Raw genomic sequence first — 21,164 nt, 5'->3', positions numbered from 1 at the left:
CCCCTATACACTCGCCTTACTTTTTTAACAACTCATCTTTAATCGTTATACACTTACCGAGAAACACTAGCTTTATCGAATCCTTATCCACGTCAAAATATGAGTACTAAAAACCGCTCCCAATAAGAGAACGGTTTACACTAATTCCGATTTGATTGCATATTCAATGTTCCCGTCCTGATCAATCCAGATGTAATCCAGAGCAAAATGGAGTAATTGTTTTAAGTGGTGTATGGGGATTACGTCGTAATCTTTCTTAATGGTGGTCAACAGTCGTTCCGTGTCTTGTATGACTTTATCTTTATCCTGATTTAAATAATCCAATTTGTATTTAAGTCGAGTATACATTTCCTTGGCATTTGCTGAATACTTTTCATTATAGGAATTAGCTAAGCTAAACACTTCGTATAGATCTTTTTCTTTACTATCCGTTCTGGCGTACTCTTCAATCCAGAGTTCGTACTTAACTTTATTACTAGAAAATTCTTGGATTTGTTCTTGATAAGTTTTAATGCTTTCCTTTAAGTTTTCTATTTCGCTTTGGAAACGATCATATATAATCACTGAAATTTTAGTAACATTGACTGTCCGCTGGATCTTCCTCCATATGTCTTTGGATATCGGTAGTAAATCTGACGATGATACCTTATAGTTACACCCTTTACAAATATAAAAAACATCTCCATAGTCCTTACCATTTTTCTTTGATGTCATATTTTTACATTCTAAGCGTTTGATACATGTCGAACAAAAGATCAATCCATTCAAGACATTTGGAGTGAGATAGAAATGAGGAAATTGAAGACCAGCGTTCTTTGGTGAATCTTCACCATCGTAAGAATCACTTCGATTTTTATAAATAAACCAAGTTCTTTTCCACTCCTCATGTGTAACAGCAGGTTCAATAGAGTTATTTATATATTCCTTCCACGCTGACTCTTCTTTATTTACGGTTTGGCGAGCAAGCTGATCGCGTCGGTTCAATGTTAAATAACCTGCGTAAAACGGATTAGTAATGATCTCCTTGATGTGATAACTTTTCCAATCCCCCCCTCTTCTTGATTCTATATCCATCATATTAGCGATGGCACGGAATCCTAAATTACCCTGTTTATAAAGTGAATACACTTTTTTTACGTGTACTATTTCTTCAGGTATGCTGACAAATTCTTTGGAATCTTGGAGATACCTATACCCATATGGGACTTTCCCACCTGTCCATTTTCCCTGTCTTAGTAATGTTTTCATCGCTCTTTTTGTATCTCCCGCAATTTTATCTCCCTGATACTGTGAGAAACTGTCTCGTATTGTCTGAGTTAGTATCTCTCCCTCATCATAGCGGGTGTTATTATGCAGCACATACACAGGTATATTATTATCATGAAAAATCTTTCTAATTTCTCGGTGCTCTCGGGTTTTTCTTGCTAGTCGATCTTCAGACCAAATCAAAACAAAATCAAACAATTTATCTTTTGCATCAGTAAGCAGCTTTTTTAATTCGGGACGTTCATACATTGCTTTTTTTCTAGCTGAAACTGCACTGTCTTTATACTTACCAATAAGTATTAATTCGTGTTCCTTTACAAACGCTTCGCAAGCCTTTTCTTGTGATTCCATATCTTGTTTATCTGTAGAATGCCTTCCGTAAAATACACCTTTCATTCCTGGGTTAACAAAATCGATCTGAATCAAAATTCCACCTCTTTGAATTTATGTTTTTCATCATTCCAATTGATCCTAATCTTGTTAGGGTAAGCTGTAATCCCTGAATGCAAGGTTAGAAGAAACTGTACCAAATCTTCATCTACAAATTCTGATAATTTAGCTTCCAAAATTAACTCAGCTGCTTCAAAACGTGAAGGTACAGAATATTTAACCATTCCCTTATATTTATCTAGTTCTAGCTTTTTAGAACTTATTTGTTCCTGGATACGATTATATTCAAGCTTAAGGTCAACCAGTTTTTGTTTGTTTCCTTCTGATTTATCATTTAAATAAACTTGAGTTAAATGTATTAATGTTTTCCCGAGACTCCGAAGGTGAACCTCCAAATTAAACAACTTCTTTTCTAAGTCAATCGTTTTGTTCATTACTTCAGGATTATATTTTTCATTAAATTGGAAAGGTATATCTTCTCGAAGATATTTCTTAGCCTCTTCTAAATATTTCTTTTCAATGTCATGCTTTTTTATCTTCAGACAATGTTCCTTACACTCGTAATACCCATCAATCCCCTTATAGATGTACTTTCTGGTTGTCATAACTTCCTCACAAAATGAACAAGTCACTTTATCTTTGAGCAGAAATTCCACAGGATGCTTAGAATTTACTCTTCCAGTTACATAATTCGAATGATATTTATCATTTATCAGTTTCCAGGTATCTTCGTTATCAAAAATACGAAGTTGTGGAACAGGAGTACATTCCCCATCATAATCCAGATAACCGTTATAAATTTGATTTTCGATCATACTCCCTACACGTGAACTATTCCAAGATGAAGGAAGACCAAGATGAGATTTTAAGTACTTCACATAACTTGCAAAATTTTTGAAGTCTTGATCAAGAAAAACTTCAAACATCTTTAATATTAAGTCAACCTCTGCATCCTCTTTCCTCATCGTTCCCATTTTTTTCTTATCGTCAGTGTCAATTGTTCTGTAACCGTAAGGGACAGTTCCCCCAGGTTTTCTGCCATCTTTTGCTTTAGCACTATTACCAGCCTTTATTCCTTGTATGATTTTATTTCCTTCAATTTCATTCTTAGCTCCGTATATCGCTTCAAGAATTTCTCCTTCTTCCGAATAGATCATCGGAGGTTCACTGCTCACCGAAAAAATAACATTAATCCCGTGTTTCCAAAAAATATCATATATATCAAGATGCTCTGATAAGTTTCTTGCTAAGCGACAACGGCGGCTTACGATCACATTTTTCACAATACCAGCTTTTATATCGCATAATAATCGATGTAATTCTGGTCGCTCTGTCAAACTCTTGTTTCGTGCAGATACTTCGGGATCAAGATAGCTATCATCGATAAACAATTTGTTCCTAAGTGCCGCCATCTCGCCTTCGTAAGTCTGTGAATCCATTGAAGTCTTTTGTTTCGCTTCTTTTATCGAATGTCTTGCGTACAACGCGGTCTTCATTGGAACTCCTCACTTTTCTTATTCATTTCTTCTTCAATAATTTTTTGGACAACCTCCAGAAACAAATCATGATATTGTTTGGCTGCTTCAGGATCATTCACGTATTTTACCGACTGAATTTGGGCATCCTTAATCTCTTGGTACCTTTTTTTCATGAACTCAATTCCTTTCTAGTAATTGATTTATAGGAGGCTGTGTGATGCAAGAAATCGGTAAACAAATCCGTCAGATTCGCACCCAAAGAGGGATTAGTCTTAATGCCTATGCTGATGAGCTCGGCGTATCTTCAGGGTATCTTTCTAACCTAGAAACGGGGAAAACCCAAAACATAACTCTTAGTATTTTGGAGCATCTACAAAACGACCTTACTCTTGTTCCATATCCTACTGACAATAACGATGAACTACGACTGCGGCTTGATCGGGTATATAAACTTCTCTTTGCATTGCAAGAGTATAAACCTGATGCTGCTGAATACTTGCTTCGATGTGTGGAAGAAGGAGCAGAAGTTTTTCTTACACATTACTCCACTAACTCTCTGTAGTTGGTAATATGTGCATGTTCATAAAAATCTATTCATCAAAATGAACAAATATTTACTCATGTGAATATAGATCAAACAAAAGGGGAGTCTAACCTGCATCAGGTTGGCTCTCCTTTCGCTGCATTAAAGATAAAATGCTTGTTCAGAAAAGGAGAGTCTATCCCACATCGGGTAGACTCTCTTCTTTATGAACAAAGCTTATTCGATATCCACTTGCTTGTTCCGAGCCAATGGTCTCTGTAAGAAGATGTTCGGCAGCCCGCTCTTTTAGCGTCTTCTCCCAAGTAGCGAAGTGTTCCGCTAACTTCTCTAATGTTTCGGAATGGGCGATTTCCTTAAGATTGCCAAAGCAAATCTGCTCGTTAGGAGTGTTGACAATAAAACGGATCTTCAGGTCCATCGTGCCTCCCCCCTTAATACAACCTATGTAGAGGAAAGGCGCGGACAACCCTATAATCGTAAATCTAATTTTTGATGCATAGAATAAAGAACCAGTTCACCAGGGGGAACAGCTAATGAATGTCGATAGCAACGCAAGCCGCTTTGTAGCGATTTATTGCCGTGTATCAACTGATGAGCAAGCCCGTGAGGGTGTTTCCCTTGATGAACAGCAGGAGCGCCTTAAAGCCTATTGCAAGGCTATGGGATGGTCAGACGAAGTCCTTTTATTCATTGATGATGGTTACTCCGCTAAAAGCACAGACCGTCCTCAGCTCAAACGGTTGATGACATACATAGAGAACGGCGAAATTTCGAAAGTCATGGTTACCAAACTGGATCGGATGAGCCGCCGACTACTGGACTTACTTACACTCATTGATATGTTCCAACAGCATGAGGTAGCTTTTATATCAATCAGTGAATCATTTGATACCAATACCCCTTCTGGTCGTCTGACTCTTCAAGTGCTTGGCGCTGTAGCTGAATTTGAACGTGAGCGTATTCGGGAGCGTGTTCTAGATAATATGTTCCACGCTGCCAACCAGGGAAAGTGGCTGACCCAGAGTCCCTACGGATATCGGCTTGAAGAAAAGATACTTGTCATTTATGAACCAGAGGCTAAAATTGTTCGGCAAATGTATGAGCTATACCTAAATCAGGGACTAGGATTCTTCGCTATTGCCAGACAATTAAACGAACAAGGTATCCCCTCCAGACATAATAAAGAGTGGTCTATTCGTTCTGTAAAACTGCTCCTCACCAATCCAGTTTATAAGGGTACTTTCGTATGGAATCGTGTTGATTCTAGCAAGAAAAAAAGAACCATAAAGGATGATAAGGATTGGATCGTAATTGATGCTTGCCTACCTGTCATTATTGACAAGAACACTTGGGAAAGAGTGCAAATAAAAATGAACAGACCAAGTATAGCCCCCCGTGCCCAGACCAGCCCTCATCTTCTCGGAGGCATATTGAAATGTGGGAACTGTGGTTCTGGAATGAGCATTGGTTGGTCAGGGTCACGAGACAGACGCTACCGTGTTTACCGCTGCTCTGCGAATAAGAACAAAGGGACATGTACAAGCAAGCAGTACAAAGCCGATGAAGTTGAATCCTGGTTTCTGGAAGGGTTAGCAAAGTTGTCCGAGTCTCTTAGTCTTGAACTAATCCCTCATCTCATCGAAAAAGCGCGCAACAGCCAAAGTAACCGTGGTGATCAACAAATTACGGCAGCTAAAAATAGATATAAACGAAAGGTCGAAGCCTATACTTCTGGGTTAATTGAGTTGCAGGATCTTAACGAGGAGAAGCAACGGATGGAACGGATTATTCAAGAGAATCAGAGTTCGGATGAACAGGGAGAGAAAATGCATCTAGAAGAGTTGAAGGAGATGATTGAAAGCAAGATTAAGACGGTACTGGATGCGATAAATACGCTTCCCGTGGAGGAGGCTAAGGTGTTGCTTCGGACGTTAGTTGCGAAGGTTACGCTTTTGGGGGAGGGGGAGTTGGATATAGAGTTGGACATAAGCTAGTAGATTCAACTAAGAATTATTAGAAAATAGGGATTATTAAATTCCGTTTCTTCAAAGTGAATTAAAAAAGCACGTATTAGAAAAAATCTAATAAAAGTCGCGATGAAATCTTCTTTCGCGACTCTTATTTAGTAATTATATTTTTCTAAAAAACATGCGTTTTTTCTCGCATATTAAAACTTGCCGTATCAAGACCATACTTGCTAAATTTGTATTGCAAATAGCGTGACACGTCACTTTCATGTGTTGATATAATGATTTGTTTATGTGAAAAATCATTACGTAATAGTTCTGATAAAGATGCCATATTTATTTCATCCATAGTTTGAACAGGATCATCAATCAATAAAATACCTAAATCATTGTGTCCGTATATCTTATTTAGAGCTAAAGCAAATGAAATAACAATCGCTGATAGCTGCCCAGAACTTAGATAATTAAGAGCATCATGGTCGGAGTTAATATCAGATACAAAAATAATACTAGCAGTATCTGTTTTTTCCTTGATAAAAAATCCGATTCCTCTTTGATAATTTTGTATTATTTTACCACTAAATATGTAAAACGGTATTTCAATATCGATCATTATTTTGTTCCAATGATTTTTTATTGCAGTATCATAAATTCCAATTAGAATATTTAAATCTTTTTCTTTTACTACTAATTTACGATGGTTTTCTTGATATTTAAGTAATTTCGTTTCTTCTTCAATTTTTTTTTCATTATTTTGATGATAATATACATAATCAATATACTGCTTTTTCCTTTCGATCTTTTCACTCGATAAACTTTTTATAATTGAATCTTTCTCTTTAAAAAGTTCTTTAAAGAGAGAATCAAACAATTTGAATTTTTCTTCTATCTCTGAATAACCTTCTTTAATCTGTTTCTTATGTTTTTTTAAATCCAATGATAATTCCTCAACAAGATGTTCTAAATTTACGACATCTATGCTTTTATTAAATTCAACATTAAAGTAGTGAGTAATATTAATGGCATTTAATCCACACCATTCAATAAAATTAAATATTTCTTTTTCTCTGTTACTGGCTTTTTCAACGTCTCTATAAAAGAATTCTACTACTTGAAATTTAGGATCAGAAAGATATTCCTTTAATGACTCATAAGCTTCTTTTAAATGTAAGTCAAATAAATCCTTAATTTCTTTATTTTGTGTTTCAGCAGTCTCATCATGCATTGAAGAAAAATAATCCTTTTTAGCCTGAATTTCTGAAAGTAGTCTTTCATGATCTCCCCAATTGTACCCGCAGAAAGGACAATCTTCAGCAATTGTTCCTTCATGCTTGTGAAAGTTATTCATTTGTACCAATAATTTTTCTCTTGTAAAATTTAATTCGTTAACAATATTTGACAACTGTGAAATATTTCGTTCCTGACTCTTTAAAGATTCCACTTTAGGTATTATATGATTTAAATCAATTTCAATATCAATCTCTGAATTTAATGCTGCAAAGTTAATACCAAATATATTTTTACGAAACTCTTGAAATTGAGAGAAAAGAGTTCTGACTCGTTTTTCCTTATTATAAGTATTTCGAATTACTTGAAAATCCGTTATAAATGAGGCTCCTGTTATAGCATACTTCAACAATTCTTTATCATCAGCGAATTTAGTTAGCTTCTTATTAAAATTAGCTTTCTCATATTCATCAAAATGAATAATAAAATCATCAAGTACAAGTAATTCTTCAATAAATTTGTCACGCGTTTGTCTATTTGGCACTACAATGTTCTCACGATCCCATGGTTTAACTGATGATTCTTCCAGTATAGATTCATATTTTGTCTCTTCGTTGACCTGAACACCTTCAAGATTTTTATATTGCTCCAAGCGACTTGAAATCTCACCGATTTCCTTTTCCAGAGTTTTTTTCTCTTTATTCAAGAATTTAGATACCGTTTTCAAATATTCTTTTTCTTCTTCCTCATCCTTTGTATCAAATAAGCGACTAATTTCAGTTAGCCTATCTTTCCCTGGACGTTTTAAAAATGCAGTGTTTTCTTGTTGTTGTATGTAATAAAAAAGACTAAATACCCTTTCAAGATCTGTAATATCAAACTTTCGGTTTAATTCAGCCTGATCAATTTTATTATTATCATCAAGATCTGAATCAAACGATTCTAATAAATGAGTATCGAATATTTCCCATCTCCCTGGTTGCCTCTGAACTCCTGTGAGTATTTTATTCGCTGGTAATGCTTTAGCTAAAGTTAGCTTCTGACCTTCAAAACAGAATTGAACTTTAATAATAAGATCTTTTGTGGGATCGTTACTCAAAAGAACATCGCTATATGCTATTCGTGCATCCTCTGGTTTTTTTATACGGTCAATCTTTCCAGTTAAGACAAGTTCAACTGCATCAAAAATTGTTGTTTTTCCAAATCCATTGGGTCCATCAAGTACAATAAGTTGATTCTGCCCCCAATCGAGATGAAGACGATCAATTGATTTAAAATTCTCAATATAAATTTGGTTTATTACAAAGTTCTTTTTCATTCTTTCTCCACCTCTACATATTTAAGAATCAAATTACGAAAAATCTCTTCGTTCATTGTCTCTTTGGGACGTAAATGAACTATATCATCACGTAATTTCAGAAGCTCAGGGGTTAATAAATCGGTAATATCTTTTCTTAGATTGGAGAGTTCTCTATCCATCTTCCTTAAATCAAGGAAAGGCAACTTAATAAATAACCTACTTATCAGATTGTATTCTGACTCCACATGAGGTCTAATTTTATGAGATTGAAAAATAGCCTCATCATTAAGAATTCTGTGTATATAATCCATAAGACCACTGTCACTTAAACTTGTTAGTATCTTTTCAACTTGGAGTTCTGTATATGTCAGAACATACTTTTTAAAGAAATAAGGATCTTCCTCAATATCAAAAATTATTTTATTTAATTTATGATCGGGCTCAAGGACCTTTCTTTTTAAGCATATCAGTAGTGATAAATTTTTATCCATCTGCGGATCATATCCATCTTGCAAACCCTTAATTACATCGTAATAAGAATTAAACATATCCGCAGTAAGACTTTCATAAGATTCATCTTCCTCTAAAAAAACAGCAAGGTAATAACTCCCCCTCGGATTATCTAAACCAAATACGTTGGTTGGTATATGTAAAAAATGACGAATCCCAAAATCATTTTCTTCGAATAACTTTTGCATTAATCTAATCATTTATTTAACTCCCCCATTGCTGTATCAATATCAATTAATCTTATATTTTTTATTTTTGTAATCTTATCGTTTGTTTTTAGTGTTTCAATATCAGTAAATTTATTAGCAGCTACCTCCAATGAATCTGCAAGTATTGATTCTGTAATAATCACTTCAATTTCGAATAGTTCTTTTCGAATTGAGGCGTTTCCTAAAATACCCACTGCTATTTTAGATATTTCATTTGCCTCAGTTCTTATTCTTCCAACACTAAGTTTAATCGTACTTGGTAAATAACTAATGTTCTTATCGTTCTGATCTTTAACAATAAACTTAGAACCCGTTAGAATGCATTTTATTTCATAAAAAGAAGAAAATAGAACTTCAATTCCATTAGAAGGGATAAGGCATCTAAAAGCATCAACGCTGGCTTTAGGGATCTCAATATGAGGGGTAACCATCTGACAAAAATTAAAAAACGCATCGTTACTTAATGCTGCAAAAACCTGCACATAACTCTCAATTCTTTCTAAATCCTCTAATCTTTCGTATTTTTCACTTTCCATTATCGCCGAATGAAGTTCAACGAATAATGACTCACAAGTATTATGGAATACATTTCTTAATTGGAAAACCACGTAATCTTTTGATGGTTCTTCCCAGTTCGCATCAAGAACTTCAATAATATCTAAAAATGAAATTTTATCAGGAGTGATTTCCTCATCTTCATTTTCTTGTTCATCTGAATGTCTGTATGTAATGTGCTTATCAATTTCACCTAACAAATAAGTATACGTTGTCTCTATTTGAGCTTCAGTGGGAACTTGGCCTTTATTAACCGAGCAATATTCCTTAATACGACCCTTTATTTCTGTTTCAAGATCGAGCAAAGGACAGTATTGTTTTGATTCTGAGTACGTATACTTTGAGAATTTTTCAAAAGCAGTGTCATAAGCATCCTTAGAGGTTACCATGTTATAATAATGCCATGGCGAGTAGCCTCTTTTTTTAGGCCCTTTGTAATCTTTACCAGGGACTTCGGGCTTCTTAGGTGGCTTGAGTTTAATTAATTCCCTTTTAATTTCATCTTCTGTACCCAGATCAATTGTTGAATGTAAAAAACTCTTCTTACATGATTTATGAATAGATTTACCTAACAAGTTCCAAATCGCATCTTTATACTCGCTCAAATTTTTATTTTTATAGGACTTTACTTGGTGTATTGAAACATATTCATCCTCTCTAATAATACAAAAATCCTCATACCACTCTAATTCAAGCAGATACTTTGAATACTCTTCTCGTTCAATTCGGAGTATATAATCAAGCACAACATTTAAAGCAACTTTACCTTGGTATTGATACCCACTCCAGCTTGGTATGGCGCTATGATAAGGGATTAATTCTATTTCTATAGTTTTCATCTCAGCATCCTTTAAAATAAATTTAAAAGTATATAATTCTACTTAATTCAACAATCTTCCTTCTTTTCAAAAAATAATATGTATATTATTCCCGAAATTTTAAGTGAAATATATAATAACCATTCTTCCAATATGCCTTCTGAATATTGTCTTTTGGGGTTGCCAAATTCTCATTATAGGATAGCTATCTACAAATTGTTTCATTTATAGGAATAAAATTGTAAAATATTAATTAAAATACATATCTCCAAGGAGGGTATCATGAGTACAGAGCTAAGTAGTTCTATTTCTTCTGAAATAACAGAAGAATCTTCAAATGTTAATTCATCAAATGAAGTTGGTCCTAATACGGTACTAGAAGCTAAAACTTCATCAACTACTCACTCAGATTCAGATTTAAATGATGTCCAAAAAGCCACTAAGATGCTATTTGAAGAACGCCAACAATTTATTGTAATCGGCCTAACAGGAAGAACTGCTTCAGGATGCTCTACAGTTGCAAAATTATTAGCAAGTGATTTTTCTGAGTTAGCACCTCCAGAACCTAAAAAAAATGACTTCAAAGATAATGAAGAAAGAAAATATCAAATCATTCACAAATATGCTGAAAATAACTGGAAGAAATTCGAGGTTATTAAAGTGCGAGAAATAATTACAACTTTTATTCTTGATCATACACTTGATCAATTTATTACTTTAGTCAAATCGTTAAAACCAACCAACGAAGACTATACAAAATTAGAAATAGAATTAATTGAAGACTACAAAGAACATAAAGAAAATCGGGATGCTGTCAAAGACCCGTTCGATCATAATAATGACGAACGTAGCATTACCTTAGATAATTGCAATGAAGCTTACAGTTATTATTTCGATAAACTTCCAACCTTTACAAAGAAAATCGAAATTGAATTAAATAAGGTTTCACCGAATTTATTTGCTATTACTTATCAAACAATTGCAAACAATATCCGTAAATCTGGAGATGCCTACCTACCAGGCTTTACACCTAAAAACATATTTGAACTTTCTGAAAGAATAAATAATTTATTGAAAGTTATAAGATACAGAAATAGATTCCTCGCTAAAAATTCCGAAACTCTTCAACCTACACTTGTCGTAATTGATGCATTTAGAAATCCATATGAAGCTATGTTCTTTAAAGATCGTTACTCCGCATTTTATTTATTCTCTGTTAACACCGATAATGAAACTCGAAAAAACCGATTAATCGAAAATAGCAAGTATAATTTAGAGGATATTATAAAAATTGACAGGACCGAATACCCACAGAATCCCACTGATATCGAACGGTTTTCAAACCAAAACATTCAGGAATGCCTTCAACTATCAGATGTTCATATTTATAATCCAACCTGTAAAGAACAAGATTTGAACTTGTTAAAAAAACAATTACTCAAATTCATTACACTTTTAGTGCATCCAGGTTTAGTCACCCCAACACATATAGAACGATGTATGCAAATCGCCTATAATGCAAAGCTAAATTCTGGATGTTTATCGCGCCAAGTAGGTGCTGTTGTTACTTCTTCAGATTATTCTATAAAAGCAATTGGATGGAATGATGTTCCAAAAGGTCAAGTTCCTTGTAATATTCGTAACCTATCATCTCTTATTAAAAATGATGATCACGAAGCGTTCAGCGAATATGAATTAACAGATAAAGAGTTCAAAGACCATATTAAGGATAAAACCAAAGACAAATTACACGGATCAGAGAAATCGAAAGAATCAAAGGAAATTTTTAATAGTAGATCATTTTCTTTTTGTTTTAAAGATGTATACAACAGTGTGAAAAATGAGAAAAATCAAGTTCACACACGATCACTACATGCTGAAGAAAATGCATTTTTACAAATAGCAAGATCTGGTGGAGGAACAGTAGAAAACGGCTTTTTATTCACTACAGCAAGCCCATGTGAATTATGCTCTAAAAAATCTTATCAAATGGGTATAAAAACAATATATTACATTGATCCTTATCCTGGGATTTCAAATTCACATATTTTAAACAGTGGTTCTAAAAAACCAGAGCTTTCTTTATTCTCAGGAGCCATTGGGAAAGCTTATCAACAAATGTATTCCCCAATAATGCCACTTAAGGATGAACTTTACTCGTTATTTGATATTTCCTTTAAAGTAAAAATCGCAGAAAAAACAACATAAAGGAGGATACTACCTCTAATTTCTATAGCTCCTGATATTAATCTGTTTTAGCACCTTAGCAATACGAAGGCTGGGCTTCGTACTGGCATCAGCGTATCGTCCGTGAACTGGATCTAACGGTTGAAGAAACCGTAGAATACGCTAAACTGAATTCCTCCGTCGTGCAGCCCTCACGGCAAAGCTTGAATCCATACTACCTGGGGTTGAAAATCTTTGAAGACATCGAACGCCGCTGGGACCGCGAGAAAATATTTGAGGTTCGTGAGTTGGAGTCCGATACCTCTTTTATCCGCAGCTATCTGTCCAAGGAACTGGTGAACGACCTCGATCTTTATGTTTTTGAGAAAAAAGGCCCGGAATGGAAAATCACCGACAAAGCATGGGAAAATGTACGGGATCAACTGGTGCTCGCTCGAGTCAACGGCGGCTCTCCTTACTTAGTTATAGAGGATGCCGACTTCGAGAAGAATGGCGAGCTATTTATAACCCACCGCTACGAAAGCATCGAGCTGGATCTGAAGTATCTGGAGCGCACGCTCCCGCATATCTATTCGTTATGGGGTCGGACTGTTCATCTACAGACCGTCGTGGAGGATAAAAAGGCGCGGTTCTCGTATGATGGCAAGAAGGTACAGCGGAAGTTTATTTAGGGGTTAGCTTTACGAAGGCCCACAGAGCATCAGCGCTCTGTGGGCCTTCTTCATTTTAGTTGTTATGTTATTACCACTCTGGTAAGGGCACTATTATAACGACTGGACCCGGGTTAGACTTCCCATCAATAACCGTGAAATTAGTTCCGATAAAGGTGGATATTTTGTTCGTTAGATTTAAATGGGACATTACTCTATAGTTACCATCAGGTAAATAAAAATCAAATTTGCCATCAATCATTGAAACAGTTAACTGAAAAGTAGATCCCGACTCCGTACTAATCACAAAAAATAATCCGTCTGCTAAGTTCGATCCATCTGAATAGGTTAAAGTACCTGTAATATTTTTTTGAGGTAATGCTATATGGATTGAAACCGGACTAGTCTGCTCCTTCCCTATTGTAATAGGAAAGCTTAGCGGTGTTTGATTTTGATTCAAATCAGTAAATGTATTAACTTCATATGACCCCTCCGGTAAGTAAAGGTTAAATTCTCCATTTTTTACTTGGAAGAAGTTTTTAGTAGCAGGCTTCTCGGAACCAGTGCTAACAAGGCCGAGCCATCCATTTACCTGTGATCCCTCCTCAGAACTAATTGTCCCCGTATACTTCTTTGGCACTATAATATTTAGTAGATTCGGTTCAGGTTGGTCATTTGCTATTATAAAAGAATAATTTAGTCGTATTTGCTCTATGCCGCTAGATAAATTAATTAATTGATAGGCACCTTCAGGCAAAAACAAGGTAAATATTCCTTGGTAAATAGCTGCAGTGAAAAAGGACTGGGAACCATCTACATTAGTCTTATATACGGTTATAGATCCATTTGTTATAACACTTCCATCCGCATTTTGAACACTACCAACATATGCTTTAGGTATCGTAATTGCCAACGGACTTGGGATCGTCTTACCGTTAATCACCGTGAACCTATAATCTATTGAAATTCTATTAGCGATATTATTGACGAAAAAATTATCTGCCTGGTAGTTACCGTCAGACAAATACAGGCTATACTCGCCCTCTAGAACCTGTGCGAAATAACCTGGAACCTCTGGACTATCTGTTCTATGCACCATAAGTGTTCCGGAAGGTACTACTGATCCATCTACCCTAGCGATAGTCCCAGTAGTCTTAGGAGGAATTATTATAGCAAGTTGACTTGGGTCAATCTGACCATTAACAATCTTGAGTTTATAATTTAGTGAGATTTGCTCTTTGGTTTCATTATTAATCTGATTAACTAGATATGTTCCATCCGGTAAGTACAAAGTAAATCCACCTTCTACTATTTGTGCATTGAAAATAGCAGATACATTGGGCTCTATCCTTGAAATAGTTAACGAACCGTTTCTTACTGAAGTACCATCATGAAACTTAACACTACCTTGATGTCCTTCTGGGATTACAATATCAAGCGAACTAGGGTCAGGCTGTCCATTAGATACTTTGAAAATATAATATAACGAAATCTGCTCCGATGAGTTTAAATCAGAAACCTCTGTAATTAGATAATCTCCATCATGTAAATTAATATTAAATTTCCCGTCAATCACCATTGTTCCGTAACCAATACTCATATCATTTTCAACCTTTTTCAAAGAAAGAATGCCCTCTTTAAATAATTTCTGACCATCTGCACGTGTAACTGTTCCAAATACATTATTCACTGGTCCAGGCGTGCTTGTTGGTGCTGGTGGTGTCACTTCAGGCGTAAATGTCGGCATTGGAGTTGGTAATGGAGATACAATAGGCGTTGGCGTTGGCGTTGGCGCTGGTGTTGGTGTTGGTGTTGGTGTAGTTACCGGTGTCGGTGCCGGTGTTACCGTTGGTACCGTTCCCGTTCCCCCCGGTGATGATCCGCCTGGCGAACCAGAAGAACCAGATGTTATTCCTGCAGGAGCCTGTGTAGGTGTTGATACTGATCTAGTTACACCGTTAATAGTTATGCTCACATTTGAAGATACATCTTTTCCAACTTCTAAATTACGTGGGGCTTGTTCCATAATAATTCCGAGTGCATTTATAATTGCATGAACAATCGTCCCATTCCCTACAACATTCGTACTAGCGTTCAGAATCAAAGTTTGAATACTCACTCCATTAGCAGCTTCAATAGTTGCCGCAGATTGAACCTGAAGCTTATCAATAACTGTTGAACCTATAGCAACAATTCTAATCGTCCCTATCTTCTTATCAACAATCACTGAGGTTAGTCTAACATTTTCGAACTGAACACTGTGAGCTCCCCCACCTTTAACCGTAGTAATACCGTTAACCGTGACATCTTTTAACAATATATCTCCCTCGGCAATTCCTTCTGCGAGTAATAAGTTACCCGTGATAGTCATGTTTCTTAGTGTTACATTAGGAGAGTTAATAACTACGTCTCCGCTTACTTTCTCATTCCCTGTTAAAGGACCATAAGTACCCGCTATATCGTACGAGAGGCTTCCTATAGAAGCTTCATTCTTGATCGTTAAGGATCTGTCCAAGATTACGATAGCCTCTGCACGAGTAGCAAATGATTCTGGATGAAAGGTGTTATCCGCATATCCCGACATTATTCCTTTATCGTATACAGACCCTATAGCCCCTTTACTCCATACAGGACTAGCTGATGTGTCGATAAACTTATTAGTTGAATCTGAAGAAGACAGTGCAAGTAATTTACTAATAATCACCGCAAATTCTTGTCGTGTGACCTTCTTATTAGGCCCGAATGAACCATCTGAATAACCTTGTATGTATCCTGCCGCATTCGCCACTAAAAGACCTGAATAATACCAATCTGAAGCTTTTACATCTTTAAAAGAATGCTCCTCTGTCTTAACAAATCCAAAAGACTTATTGATTAGCACAACCAATTCAGCTCTTGTAATCGAATGATCCGGTTTAAAATCCCCGTCTGGATAACCTGATACTAGTCCTTTCTCCATCCATTTCGTAATTTGCGCTTCAGCCCAAGTCCCTTGAATATCAGAAGCCTTACTTGCAAAAATCGTACCGAAAGGTAATGAGGTAAGACAAACAATAAGCATGAATACGATAGTTTTCTTTAATAAAACCTGTTTAGTAATCACTTTACTCCTCCTATTTATGTATAAAATGAACTACAGATACTTCTAATCCTTTAACTATTAGTTCAATAGTGCTAGAGAATTCATAGCGATCATATCATACTGTTTTTTACATAGGTGTCTTATTTTGTCGATCATGATATGTTGTTTTCTTGTCTATTAGATCCGCTCCAGATGCTTCTATTATTAGCACGTTAAAAAGCCCGCAGCGTATAACCCGCTGCGGACCTTCTTACGTCGACACCCCGTATCGACTGAATAATTGAACTTTGCAAATGCTGCTGAGGTAAAAGTAACGTAGGGGAAGTTTGGAACTGTAGGAGCGTAGCGTTCGCCTTTGTTTCTGGATTTAATCCGCTAAGGAATAATCAATAAATTCAGAGACAACAGCGACCGAAAGTCCAAACATTCCCCGAAGTTACGATCATCACCGAGCAGCATTTGCCCTTACACATCATTCGGTCGATTTTTTCACAGGAACATAAATCTCCATCACCGTATCCGGCCGCGAATGGCAGCGTTCGTCATAGAATTCGAAATCCAGCTTACTGTCATCATAGAAGTAGCCGCTGTCCTTAAACCATTCTTCGAAGATATACTTCCAAGTGCTTTTTATAACCTGTGCAAACTGTATTTGCTCTGTATCCGTTGAAGTATCCACTGGCGGCGTTGTGAACACAGCATATTCGGCTTCCGGCACATCCATCGTCAGCATATCCTTTTCCACCTTGGAGTAGTCCTCTACAATAACACCTAGAAGATAGGTGGCATTGCCATTATCCGAGGAAGGAATACACAAACCGACTTCTCCGTGTTTAGGCGGATTTAATATTTTATACATTTTAGACTCCAGATTCTCACCCTCATAATGACTCCAAAAAGAAGCAATATCCTTAGTGTACATACTTCCTGCAACATTAGTTTGGATCCCATACCCAGCGACCTTAAATGCAGGCTGGCGAACAATAACAGGGTTCATTATAAAACCTCCGATTTCAAATCGTGTTTTTCCTTTAGTAAATCCGTCCATCCGTGCGGCATACTGTGTCGGGCTATAGCCAAAAGCCTTGCGAAAGGCCTTAGTGAATCCACTTTGTGTCTCAAAACCATAGTCCAGCGCAATATCAATGATTCTTCTACCGGCAAACAATTCAATTGACGCTAAAGATAATTTCCGGCTCCGCACATATTCCATCACGGACATTTCCTTGCATAAGCTGAACACTCGGCAAAAATGATACACCGAATATCCAACCTCAGCGGCTATTTCTTCCACTGTTATATTTTCTTTGATATGAGCTTCAATATATTCAACACATTTCTCTATATCTTTACTGTAATTCAAGTGCAGCACCAGCCTTCCCCCGTACGGTGATTTCATTATATCAACTGCAAGCGAGGAGGATTGTTCCTGTTTTGCTGAGCTGTATAATTAACTGTACAACAACAAGAGCTTGTTCCACTAATGAAATGCATCGCCCCCATTAGCTTACGGACCCAGATGACGTTATTGGCAAACATATGGCCTTTTGAGCGGAGTTTCGGACTCCAGTGCAGCTATTACTCAAAAAGCAGCTCATATTTAGTGCTTTTCCTGCTAATAGCGTCTATGGAGTCCGATAACCTTCGAAATGTGTTTAAAATCAACCTTTAGGGTCACCTATGTCCTTTAGCAGCTCCGAACTTTCTACATAAAACAACCAAATTAGTCAGATGGGGGGCGGCGGCCTTAAGATCAACATAAAGAGGGTAAAAGGAGGTAGATAAAAAAATGAAAGGGCAAAAAAGGGTGCCCCATAGCCATTTTCATGGCTTTTGGAACACCCACGTACTTTAAAGGAACTCTTTTTACCGATTAAGCAGACTGCCCACATACTTCAGCAGCTCATTAGCGCAGATGGGGCAATAGTGATGCCCATCAATCAGTCTAGCGCACACCTCATTGATCCGTTTGAGCTGACTTTCATCCGGCGTTTTGGACGAGGTGGTGATTTTGACGATATCTTTGAGATCTGTGAATAACTTCTTCTCAATTGCTTCCCGCAGGCGGTCGTGGTTGTTGTACTCGAATTTCTTCCCTTTGCGTGAATACGCGGAAATCCGGATCAGGATCTCTTCACGGAACGCTTTTTTCGCATTCTCTGAGATACCAATTTGCTCTTCAATCGAACGCATTAACCGCTCATCCGGCTCCATCTCCTCATCCGTCAACGGATCGCGGATTTTAGACCAATTGCAGAAGGCTTCGATATTATCAAGATAATTCTCAAATAATGTCTTGGCGGACTCCTCAAAGGAGTAGACGAAGGCCTTTTGCACTTCGCTTTTAGCTAAAATGTCATATTCTTTGCGGGCAATGGAGATGAAGTTCAAATAACGCTCCCGCTCCTCTTTTGTAATCGATGGATGCTGATCCAGTCCGTCTTTAATAGCCCGCAGGACATCCAGTGCGTTCATGCACTGCAGATCACCTTTGATCAAAGCGCTGGAAATCCGGTTGATAACATACCGTGGATCTATTCCGGACATGCCTTCATCCAAATACTCCGTTTGCATCTCTTTGAGATCTGCTTCTTTGTAGCCCTCAACCTCTTCCCCATCATACATCCGGAGCTTTTTGATCAGATCCATGCCTTGTTTTTTACTTTCTTTCAGACGGGTCAGGATCGAGAAAATAGCAGCGGCACGCAGCGCATGCGGCGCAATATGCACATGGTTCATATCACTCTGGGCGATCAGCTTCGCGTAGATTTTTTCCTCTTCCGACACTCTTAGGTTATACGGAACAGGCATGACAATCATACGGGACTGGAGCGCTTCATTCTTTTTATTAGAAATAAATGACTTATACTCGGTTTCATTGGTGTGAGCGATGATCATTTCGTCCGCACTGATCAGCGCGAATCGGCCAGCCTTGAAATTGCCTTCTTGTGTCAGTGATAGCAGGTTCCATAGAAATTTTTCGTCGCATTTGAGCATTTCTTGAAATTCCATCAGTCCACGGTTAGCTTTATTGAGCTCTCCGTCAAAACGGTATGCACGTGGATCAGATTCCGAACCAAATTCAGTAATGGTCGAAAAGTCGATACTTCCTGTCAAATCGGCGATATCTTGCGACTTCGGATCGGATGGACTAAAGGTACCAATCCCTACCCGCTCTTCTTCTGACAAAATGACACGAGTCACTTTGACCTGCTCAATATCTCCCGCATATTCATTTCTCAGCCGCATCTGGCAAGACGGGCATAGGTTGCCCTCAATACGTACACCGAGCTCCTTTTCAATCTCTGGACGAAGCTCCAGGGGGATCAAATGTAGTGGGTCCTCATGCATCGGGCAGCCCTCTATTGCATATACCGCACCCGCATCGGTCCGCGAGTACTGTTCCAAACCACGTTTTAGCAGCGTGACTAGGGTCGATTTCCCCCCACTGACAGGTCCCATCAATAACAGAATCCGTTTACGAACATCTAGCCGGCGTGCTGCAGAATGAAAATATTCCTCCACTAACTTTTCGACTGCACGATCAAGTCCAAAAATCTCCTGTTCAAAAAACTTATAACGTTTGCGTCCGTTTATGTCCTCTACGCCATGCGACTTGATCATGTCATAAACGCGGGAGTGAGCGGTTTTAGCGGGAGAGGGGTCTTTTTTCAAAAGTTCTATATACTGCTTGAAGGTCCCGCTCCACGCCAAACGGTCGTTCTCAGCCCGATACGAAGCTATTCGCTCAAAAATATCCATTGCTCGCTGCCTCCTCTTGCGCTCCTACTTGCTCTCCTATAGCGTTAAAAAGTGTATTACATACCTATGCGGCAAGCGCGGAATAGTTGACCTCTTTTTTGCTGTGCTATAATAGAGAATCATAAAATCGCAGTAAAACCTTAATGGAAACCCGAAAATAAAGGGCTACGGGAGTGACACTATGGCGGTACGACATGAAACGGAGCTGTATGCTCCTTTGAAGGTTTTTTTTGAAAAGCAAGGATACAGCATCAAGGGAGAGGTTCGGACTTGTGATTTGGTGGGTATTCGTGAGGATTTAGAGCACCCTCTAATCGTAGAGATGAAAAAATCGTTCAACCTCGCCTTGCTCCTGCAAGGCGTGGAACGGCTAAAGCTCAGTCCTACGGTCTATCTCGCAGTGGAACGTGTCCGTGATAAAAAAGGGGCGGTGAACCAGCGCTGGGGCGAGCTTAGCGGACTGTGTCGCCGTCTTGGTCTCGGGCTGATCACCGTTGTTTTTTATAAGACCAAAGCCCCGCTGGTCGAGGTGCTCGTGGAGCCAAACGAGACACCACCTGCGCAGCGCAGCAACAAGCGGCGGCGCGAACGTCTGCTCTATGAGTTCCGCGAGCGCAGCGGAGACTACAACATCGGCGGCAGCACGCGCGTCAAGCTCGTGACGGCCTACCGCGAGAAAGCGCTGCGTGTCGCGCTTTCTCTACAGGCAGCGGAGGCGGAAGCCGCCGTCGCTGCCGAGAAGGCCGCTGCGAAGGCTTCGCTCGCAGCGGGCAAACGTGCAGCGGCGAGCACCGCTGCACAGGCTCCGGCGCTGAGCTCAGCGCCGGAGGGGCTTGCTGCCGGGGACACGGCAGCACGGGAGGCAGCGGCGGCTGGCACGCGAAGCGGTGCCCCTAGCGCTGCCTCAAGCGCCCGCTCGGCCGGGATCTCTCCGGCCGAGCTGCGGAAGCGTAGCGGCGTACCGAACGCCGCCGCTATGCTGCAGCACAACTACTACGGCTGGTTCCACCGTGTCAGCCGTGGGCGGTATACCCTGACCCCAGCCGGTCAGGCCGCGCTAGTGGAATACGCCGCTATCACTGGCGGCGTACCCCATGACAGCAATCATCACAGTAATTAGCTTGCCTATACTAAACAAAAAATTCTTTCAATTTCAAATTTTTGCTGGAGCCTTTATCTTTTTCTCTGCTTTTGATCTTTCACTTCGATTTTGATCTTT

The 21,164-nt window shown here is 38.4% G+C and carries 14 protein-coding genes and 1 pseudogene; 5 read left to right on the top strand and 10 right to left on the bottom strand.

Annotated elements, in window-relative coordinates; all coding sequences use genetic code 11:
* Positions 1–135 precede the first annotated feature (135 nt).
* Genes CA600_RS27860 through CA600_RS31385 form a run of 3 tightly spaced genes read right to left on the bottom strand, consistent with a single transcriptional unit; the run spans position 136 to position 3,307 of the window.
* Complete coding sequence (locus CA600_RS27860) at positions 136–1,692, bottom strand: recombinase family protein (protein WP_094874380.1); 1,557 nt, start codon at positions 1,690–1,692, stop codon at positions 136–138.
* A complete protein-coding gene (locus tag CA600_RS27855) occupies positions 1,689–3,152 on the bottom strand; it encodes a recombinase family protein (RefSeq protein ID WP_094874379.1) in 1,464 nt (487 codons plus the stop codon). The genes CA600_RS27860 and CA600_RS27855 overlap by 4 nt, the downstream gene beginning before the upstream one ends.
* Entirely contained in the window at positions 3,149–3,307 is a 159-nt protein-coding gene (locus CA600_RS31385) for a hypothetical protein (protein ID WP_179281761.1), read from the bottom strand. The genes CA600_RS27855 and CA600_RS31385 overlap by 4 nt, the downstream gene beginning before the upstream one ends.
* 44 nt (positions 3,308–3,351) lie before the next feature.
* Here CA600_RS31385 and CA600_RS27850 point away from each other — a divergent pair, with 44 nt between their 5' ends.
* Positions 3,352–3,696, top strand: a complete 345-nt coding sequence (locus CA600_RS27850) for a helix-turn-helix domain-containing protein (protein ID WP_094874378.1) — start codon at positions 3,352–3,354, stop codon at positions 3,694–3,696.
* Positions 3,697–3,853: 157 nt separating this feature from the next.
* Here CA600_RS27850 and CA600_RS27845 read toward each other — a convergent pair whose 3' ends face one another.
* Positions 3,854–4,096 carry a hypothetical protein gene (locus CA600_RS27845; RefSeq protein WP_094874377.1) on the bottom strand — a complete coding sequence of 81 codons (243 nt, stop codon included), beginning with the start codon at positions 4,094–4,096 and terminating at the stop codon, positions 3,854–3,856.
* Positions 4,097–4,211: 115 nt separating this feature from the next.
* Between CA600_RS27845 and CA600_RS27840 the strand changes: the two genes are divergently transcribed.
* Positions 4,212–5,672 (top strand): recombinase family protein, encoded by a 1,461-nt coding sequence (locus tag CA600_RS27840; RefSeq protein ID WP_094874376.1) that lies wholly within the window; start codon positions 4,212–4,214, stop codon positions 5,670–5,672.
* 145 nt (positions 5,673–5,817) lie between these two features.
* Here CA600_RS27840 and CA600_RS27835 read toward each other — a convergent pair whose 3' ends face one another.
* The 3 genes from CA600_RS27835 to CA600_RS27825 are packed head-to-tail and all read right to left on the bottom strand — an operon-like array spanning position 5,818 to position 10,285.
* Positions 5,818–8,190, bottom strand: a complete 2,373-nt coding sequence (locus tag CA600_RS27835; RefSeq protein ID WP_094874375.1) for an AAA family ATPase — start codon at positions 8,188–8,190, stop codon at positions 5,818–5,820.
* On the bottom strand, positions 8,187–8,882 hold the full coding sequence (locus CA600_RS27830) for an ABC-three component system middle component 1 (RefSeq protein WP_094874374.1): 696 nt from the start codon (positions 8,880–8,882) through the stop codon (positions 8,187–8,189). The genes CA600_RS27835 and CA600_RS27830 overlap by 4 nt, the downstream gene beginning before the upstream one ends.
* The gene (locus CA600_RS27825) at positions 8,879–10,285 is read right to left on the bottom strand and encodes an ABC-three component system protein (protein ID WP_094874373.1); all 1,407 of its coding nucleotides are present in this window, start codon (positions 10,283–10,285) and stop codon (positions 8,879–8,881) included. The genes CA600_RS27830 and CA600_RS27825 overlap by 4 nt, the downstream gene beginning before the upstream one ends.
* Positions 10,286–10,546: 261 nt before the next feature.
* On the opposite strand from CA600_RS27825, the gene CA600_RS27820 reads away from it, so the two are divergent.
* Both CA600_RS27820 and CA600_RS27815 read left to right on the top strand, forming a co-directional pair.
* On the top strand, positions 10,547–12,472 hold the full coding sequence (locus tag CA600_RS27820) for a hypothetical protein (protein ID WP_094874372.1): 1,926 nt from the start codon (positions 10,547–10,549) through the stop codon (positions 12,470–12,472).
* A gap of 65 nt (positions 12,473–12,537) precedes the next feature.
* Positions 12,538–13,122, top strand: a pseudogene (locus CA600_RS27815) (SpoVR family protein); the annotation flags it as partial.
* A 70-nt stretch (positions 13,123–13,192) separates the two neighbouring features.
* Here the strand turns inward: CA600_RS27815 and CA600_RS27810 are convergent.
* The 3 genes from CA600_RS27810 to CA600_RS27800 form a co-directional block, all read right to left on the bottom strand.
* Entirely contained in the window at positions 13,193–16,204 is a 3,012-nt protein-coding gene (locus CA600_RS27810; RefSeq protein WP_094874371.1) for an S-layer homology domain-containing protein, read from the bottom strand.
* Between the two features lie 451 nt (positions 16,205–16,655).
* Complete coding sequence (locus CA600_RS27805) at positions 16,656–17,582, bottom strand: AraC family transcriptional regulator (RefSeq protein ID WP_256990042.1); 927 nt, start codon at positions 17,580–17,582, stop codon at positions 16,656–16,658.
* A 467-nt stretch (positions 17,583–18,049) separates the two neighbouring features.
* Positions 18,050–19,945 (bottom strand): PrkA family serine protein kinase, encoded by a 1,896-nt coding sequence (locus tag CA600_RS27800; RefSeq protein ID WP_094874370.1) that lies wholly within the window; start codon positions 19,943–19,945, stop codon positions 18,050–18,052.
* 181 nt (positions 19,946–20,126) lie between these two features.
* Between CA600_RS27800 and CA600_RS27795 the strand changes: the two genes are divergently transcribed.
* Complete coding sequence (locus CA600_RS27795; RefSeq protein ID WP_094874369.1) at positions 20,127–21,065, top strand: DUF2161 family putative PD-(D/E)XK-type phosphodiesterase; 939 nt, start codon at positions 20,127–20,129, stop codon at positions 21,063–21,065.
* The last annotated feature ends 99 nt before the right edge of the window (positions 21,066–21,164 follow it).

The sequence above is a fragment of the Paenibacillus sp. VTT E-133280 genome (assembly GCF_002264385.1).
GTDB lineage: Bacteria > Bacillota > Bacilli > Paenibacillales > Paenibacillaceae > Paenibacillus_AQ > Paenibacillus_AQ nitricinens.
The sequence above is the reverse complement of the archived record's forward strand: the minus strand, read 5'-3'. Positions and strand labels throughout refer to the sequence as shown.

What these genes read in the sequence shown, in the direction of transcription:
- CA600_RS27855 (WP_094874379.1), bottom strand. Translation starts at nt 3,152, where the DNA reads ATGAAGACCGCGTTGTACGCAAGACATTCGATAAAAGAAGCGAAACAA.
- CA600_RS31385 (WP_179281761.1), bottom strand. Translation starts at nt 3,307, where the DNA reads ATGAAAAAAAGGTACCAAGAGATTAAGGATGCCCAAATTCAGTCGGTA.
- CA600_RS27850 (WP_094874378.1), top strand. Translation starts at nt 3,352, where the DNA reads ATGCAAGAAATCGGTAAACAAATCCGTCAGATTCGCACCCAAAGAGGG.
- CA600_RS27845 (WP_094874377.1), bottom strand. Translation starts at nt 4,096, where the DNA reads ATGGACCTGAAGATCCGTTTTATTGTCAACACTCCTAACGAGCAGATT.
- CA600_RS27840 (WP_094874376.1), top strand. Translation starts at nt 4,212, where the DNA reads ATGAATGTCGATAGCAACGCAAGCCGCTTTGTAGCGATTTATTGCCGT.
- CA600_RS27835 (WP_094874375.1), bottom strand. Translation starts at nt 8,190, where the DNA reads ATGAAAAAGAACTTTGTAATAAACCAAATTTATATTGAGAATTTTAAA.
- CA600_RS27830 (WP_094874374.1), bottom strand. Translation starts at nt 8,882, where the DNA reads ATGATTAGATTAATGCAAAAGTTATTCGAAGAAAATGATTTTGGGATT.
- CA600_RS27825 (WP_094874373.1), bottom strand. Translation starts at nt 10,285, where the DNA reads ATGAAAACTATAGAAATAGAATTAATCCCTTATCATAGCGCCATACCA.
- CA600_RS27820 (WP_094874372.1), top strand. Translation starts at nt 10,547, where the DNA reads ATGAGTACAGAGCTAAGTAGTTCTATTTCTTCTGAAATAACAGAAGAA.
- CA600_RS27805 (WP_256990042.1), bottom strand. Translation starts at nt 17,582, where the DNA reads ATGAAATCACCGTACGGGGGAAGGCTGGTGCTGCACTTGAATTACAGT.
- CA600_RS27800 (WP_094874370.1), bottom strand. Translation starts at nt 19,945, where the DNA reads ATGGATATTTTTGAGCGAATAGCTTCGTATCGGGCTGAGAACGACCGT.
- CA600_RS27795 (WP_094874369.1), top strand. Translation starts at nt 20,127, where the DNA reads ATGGCGGTACGACATGAAACGGAGCTGTATGCTCCTTTGAAGGTTTTT.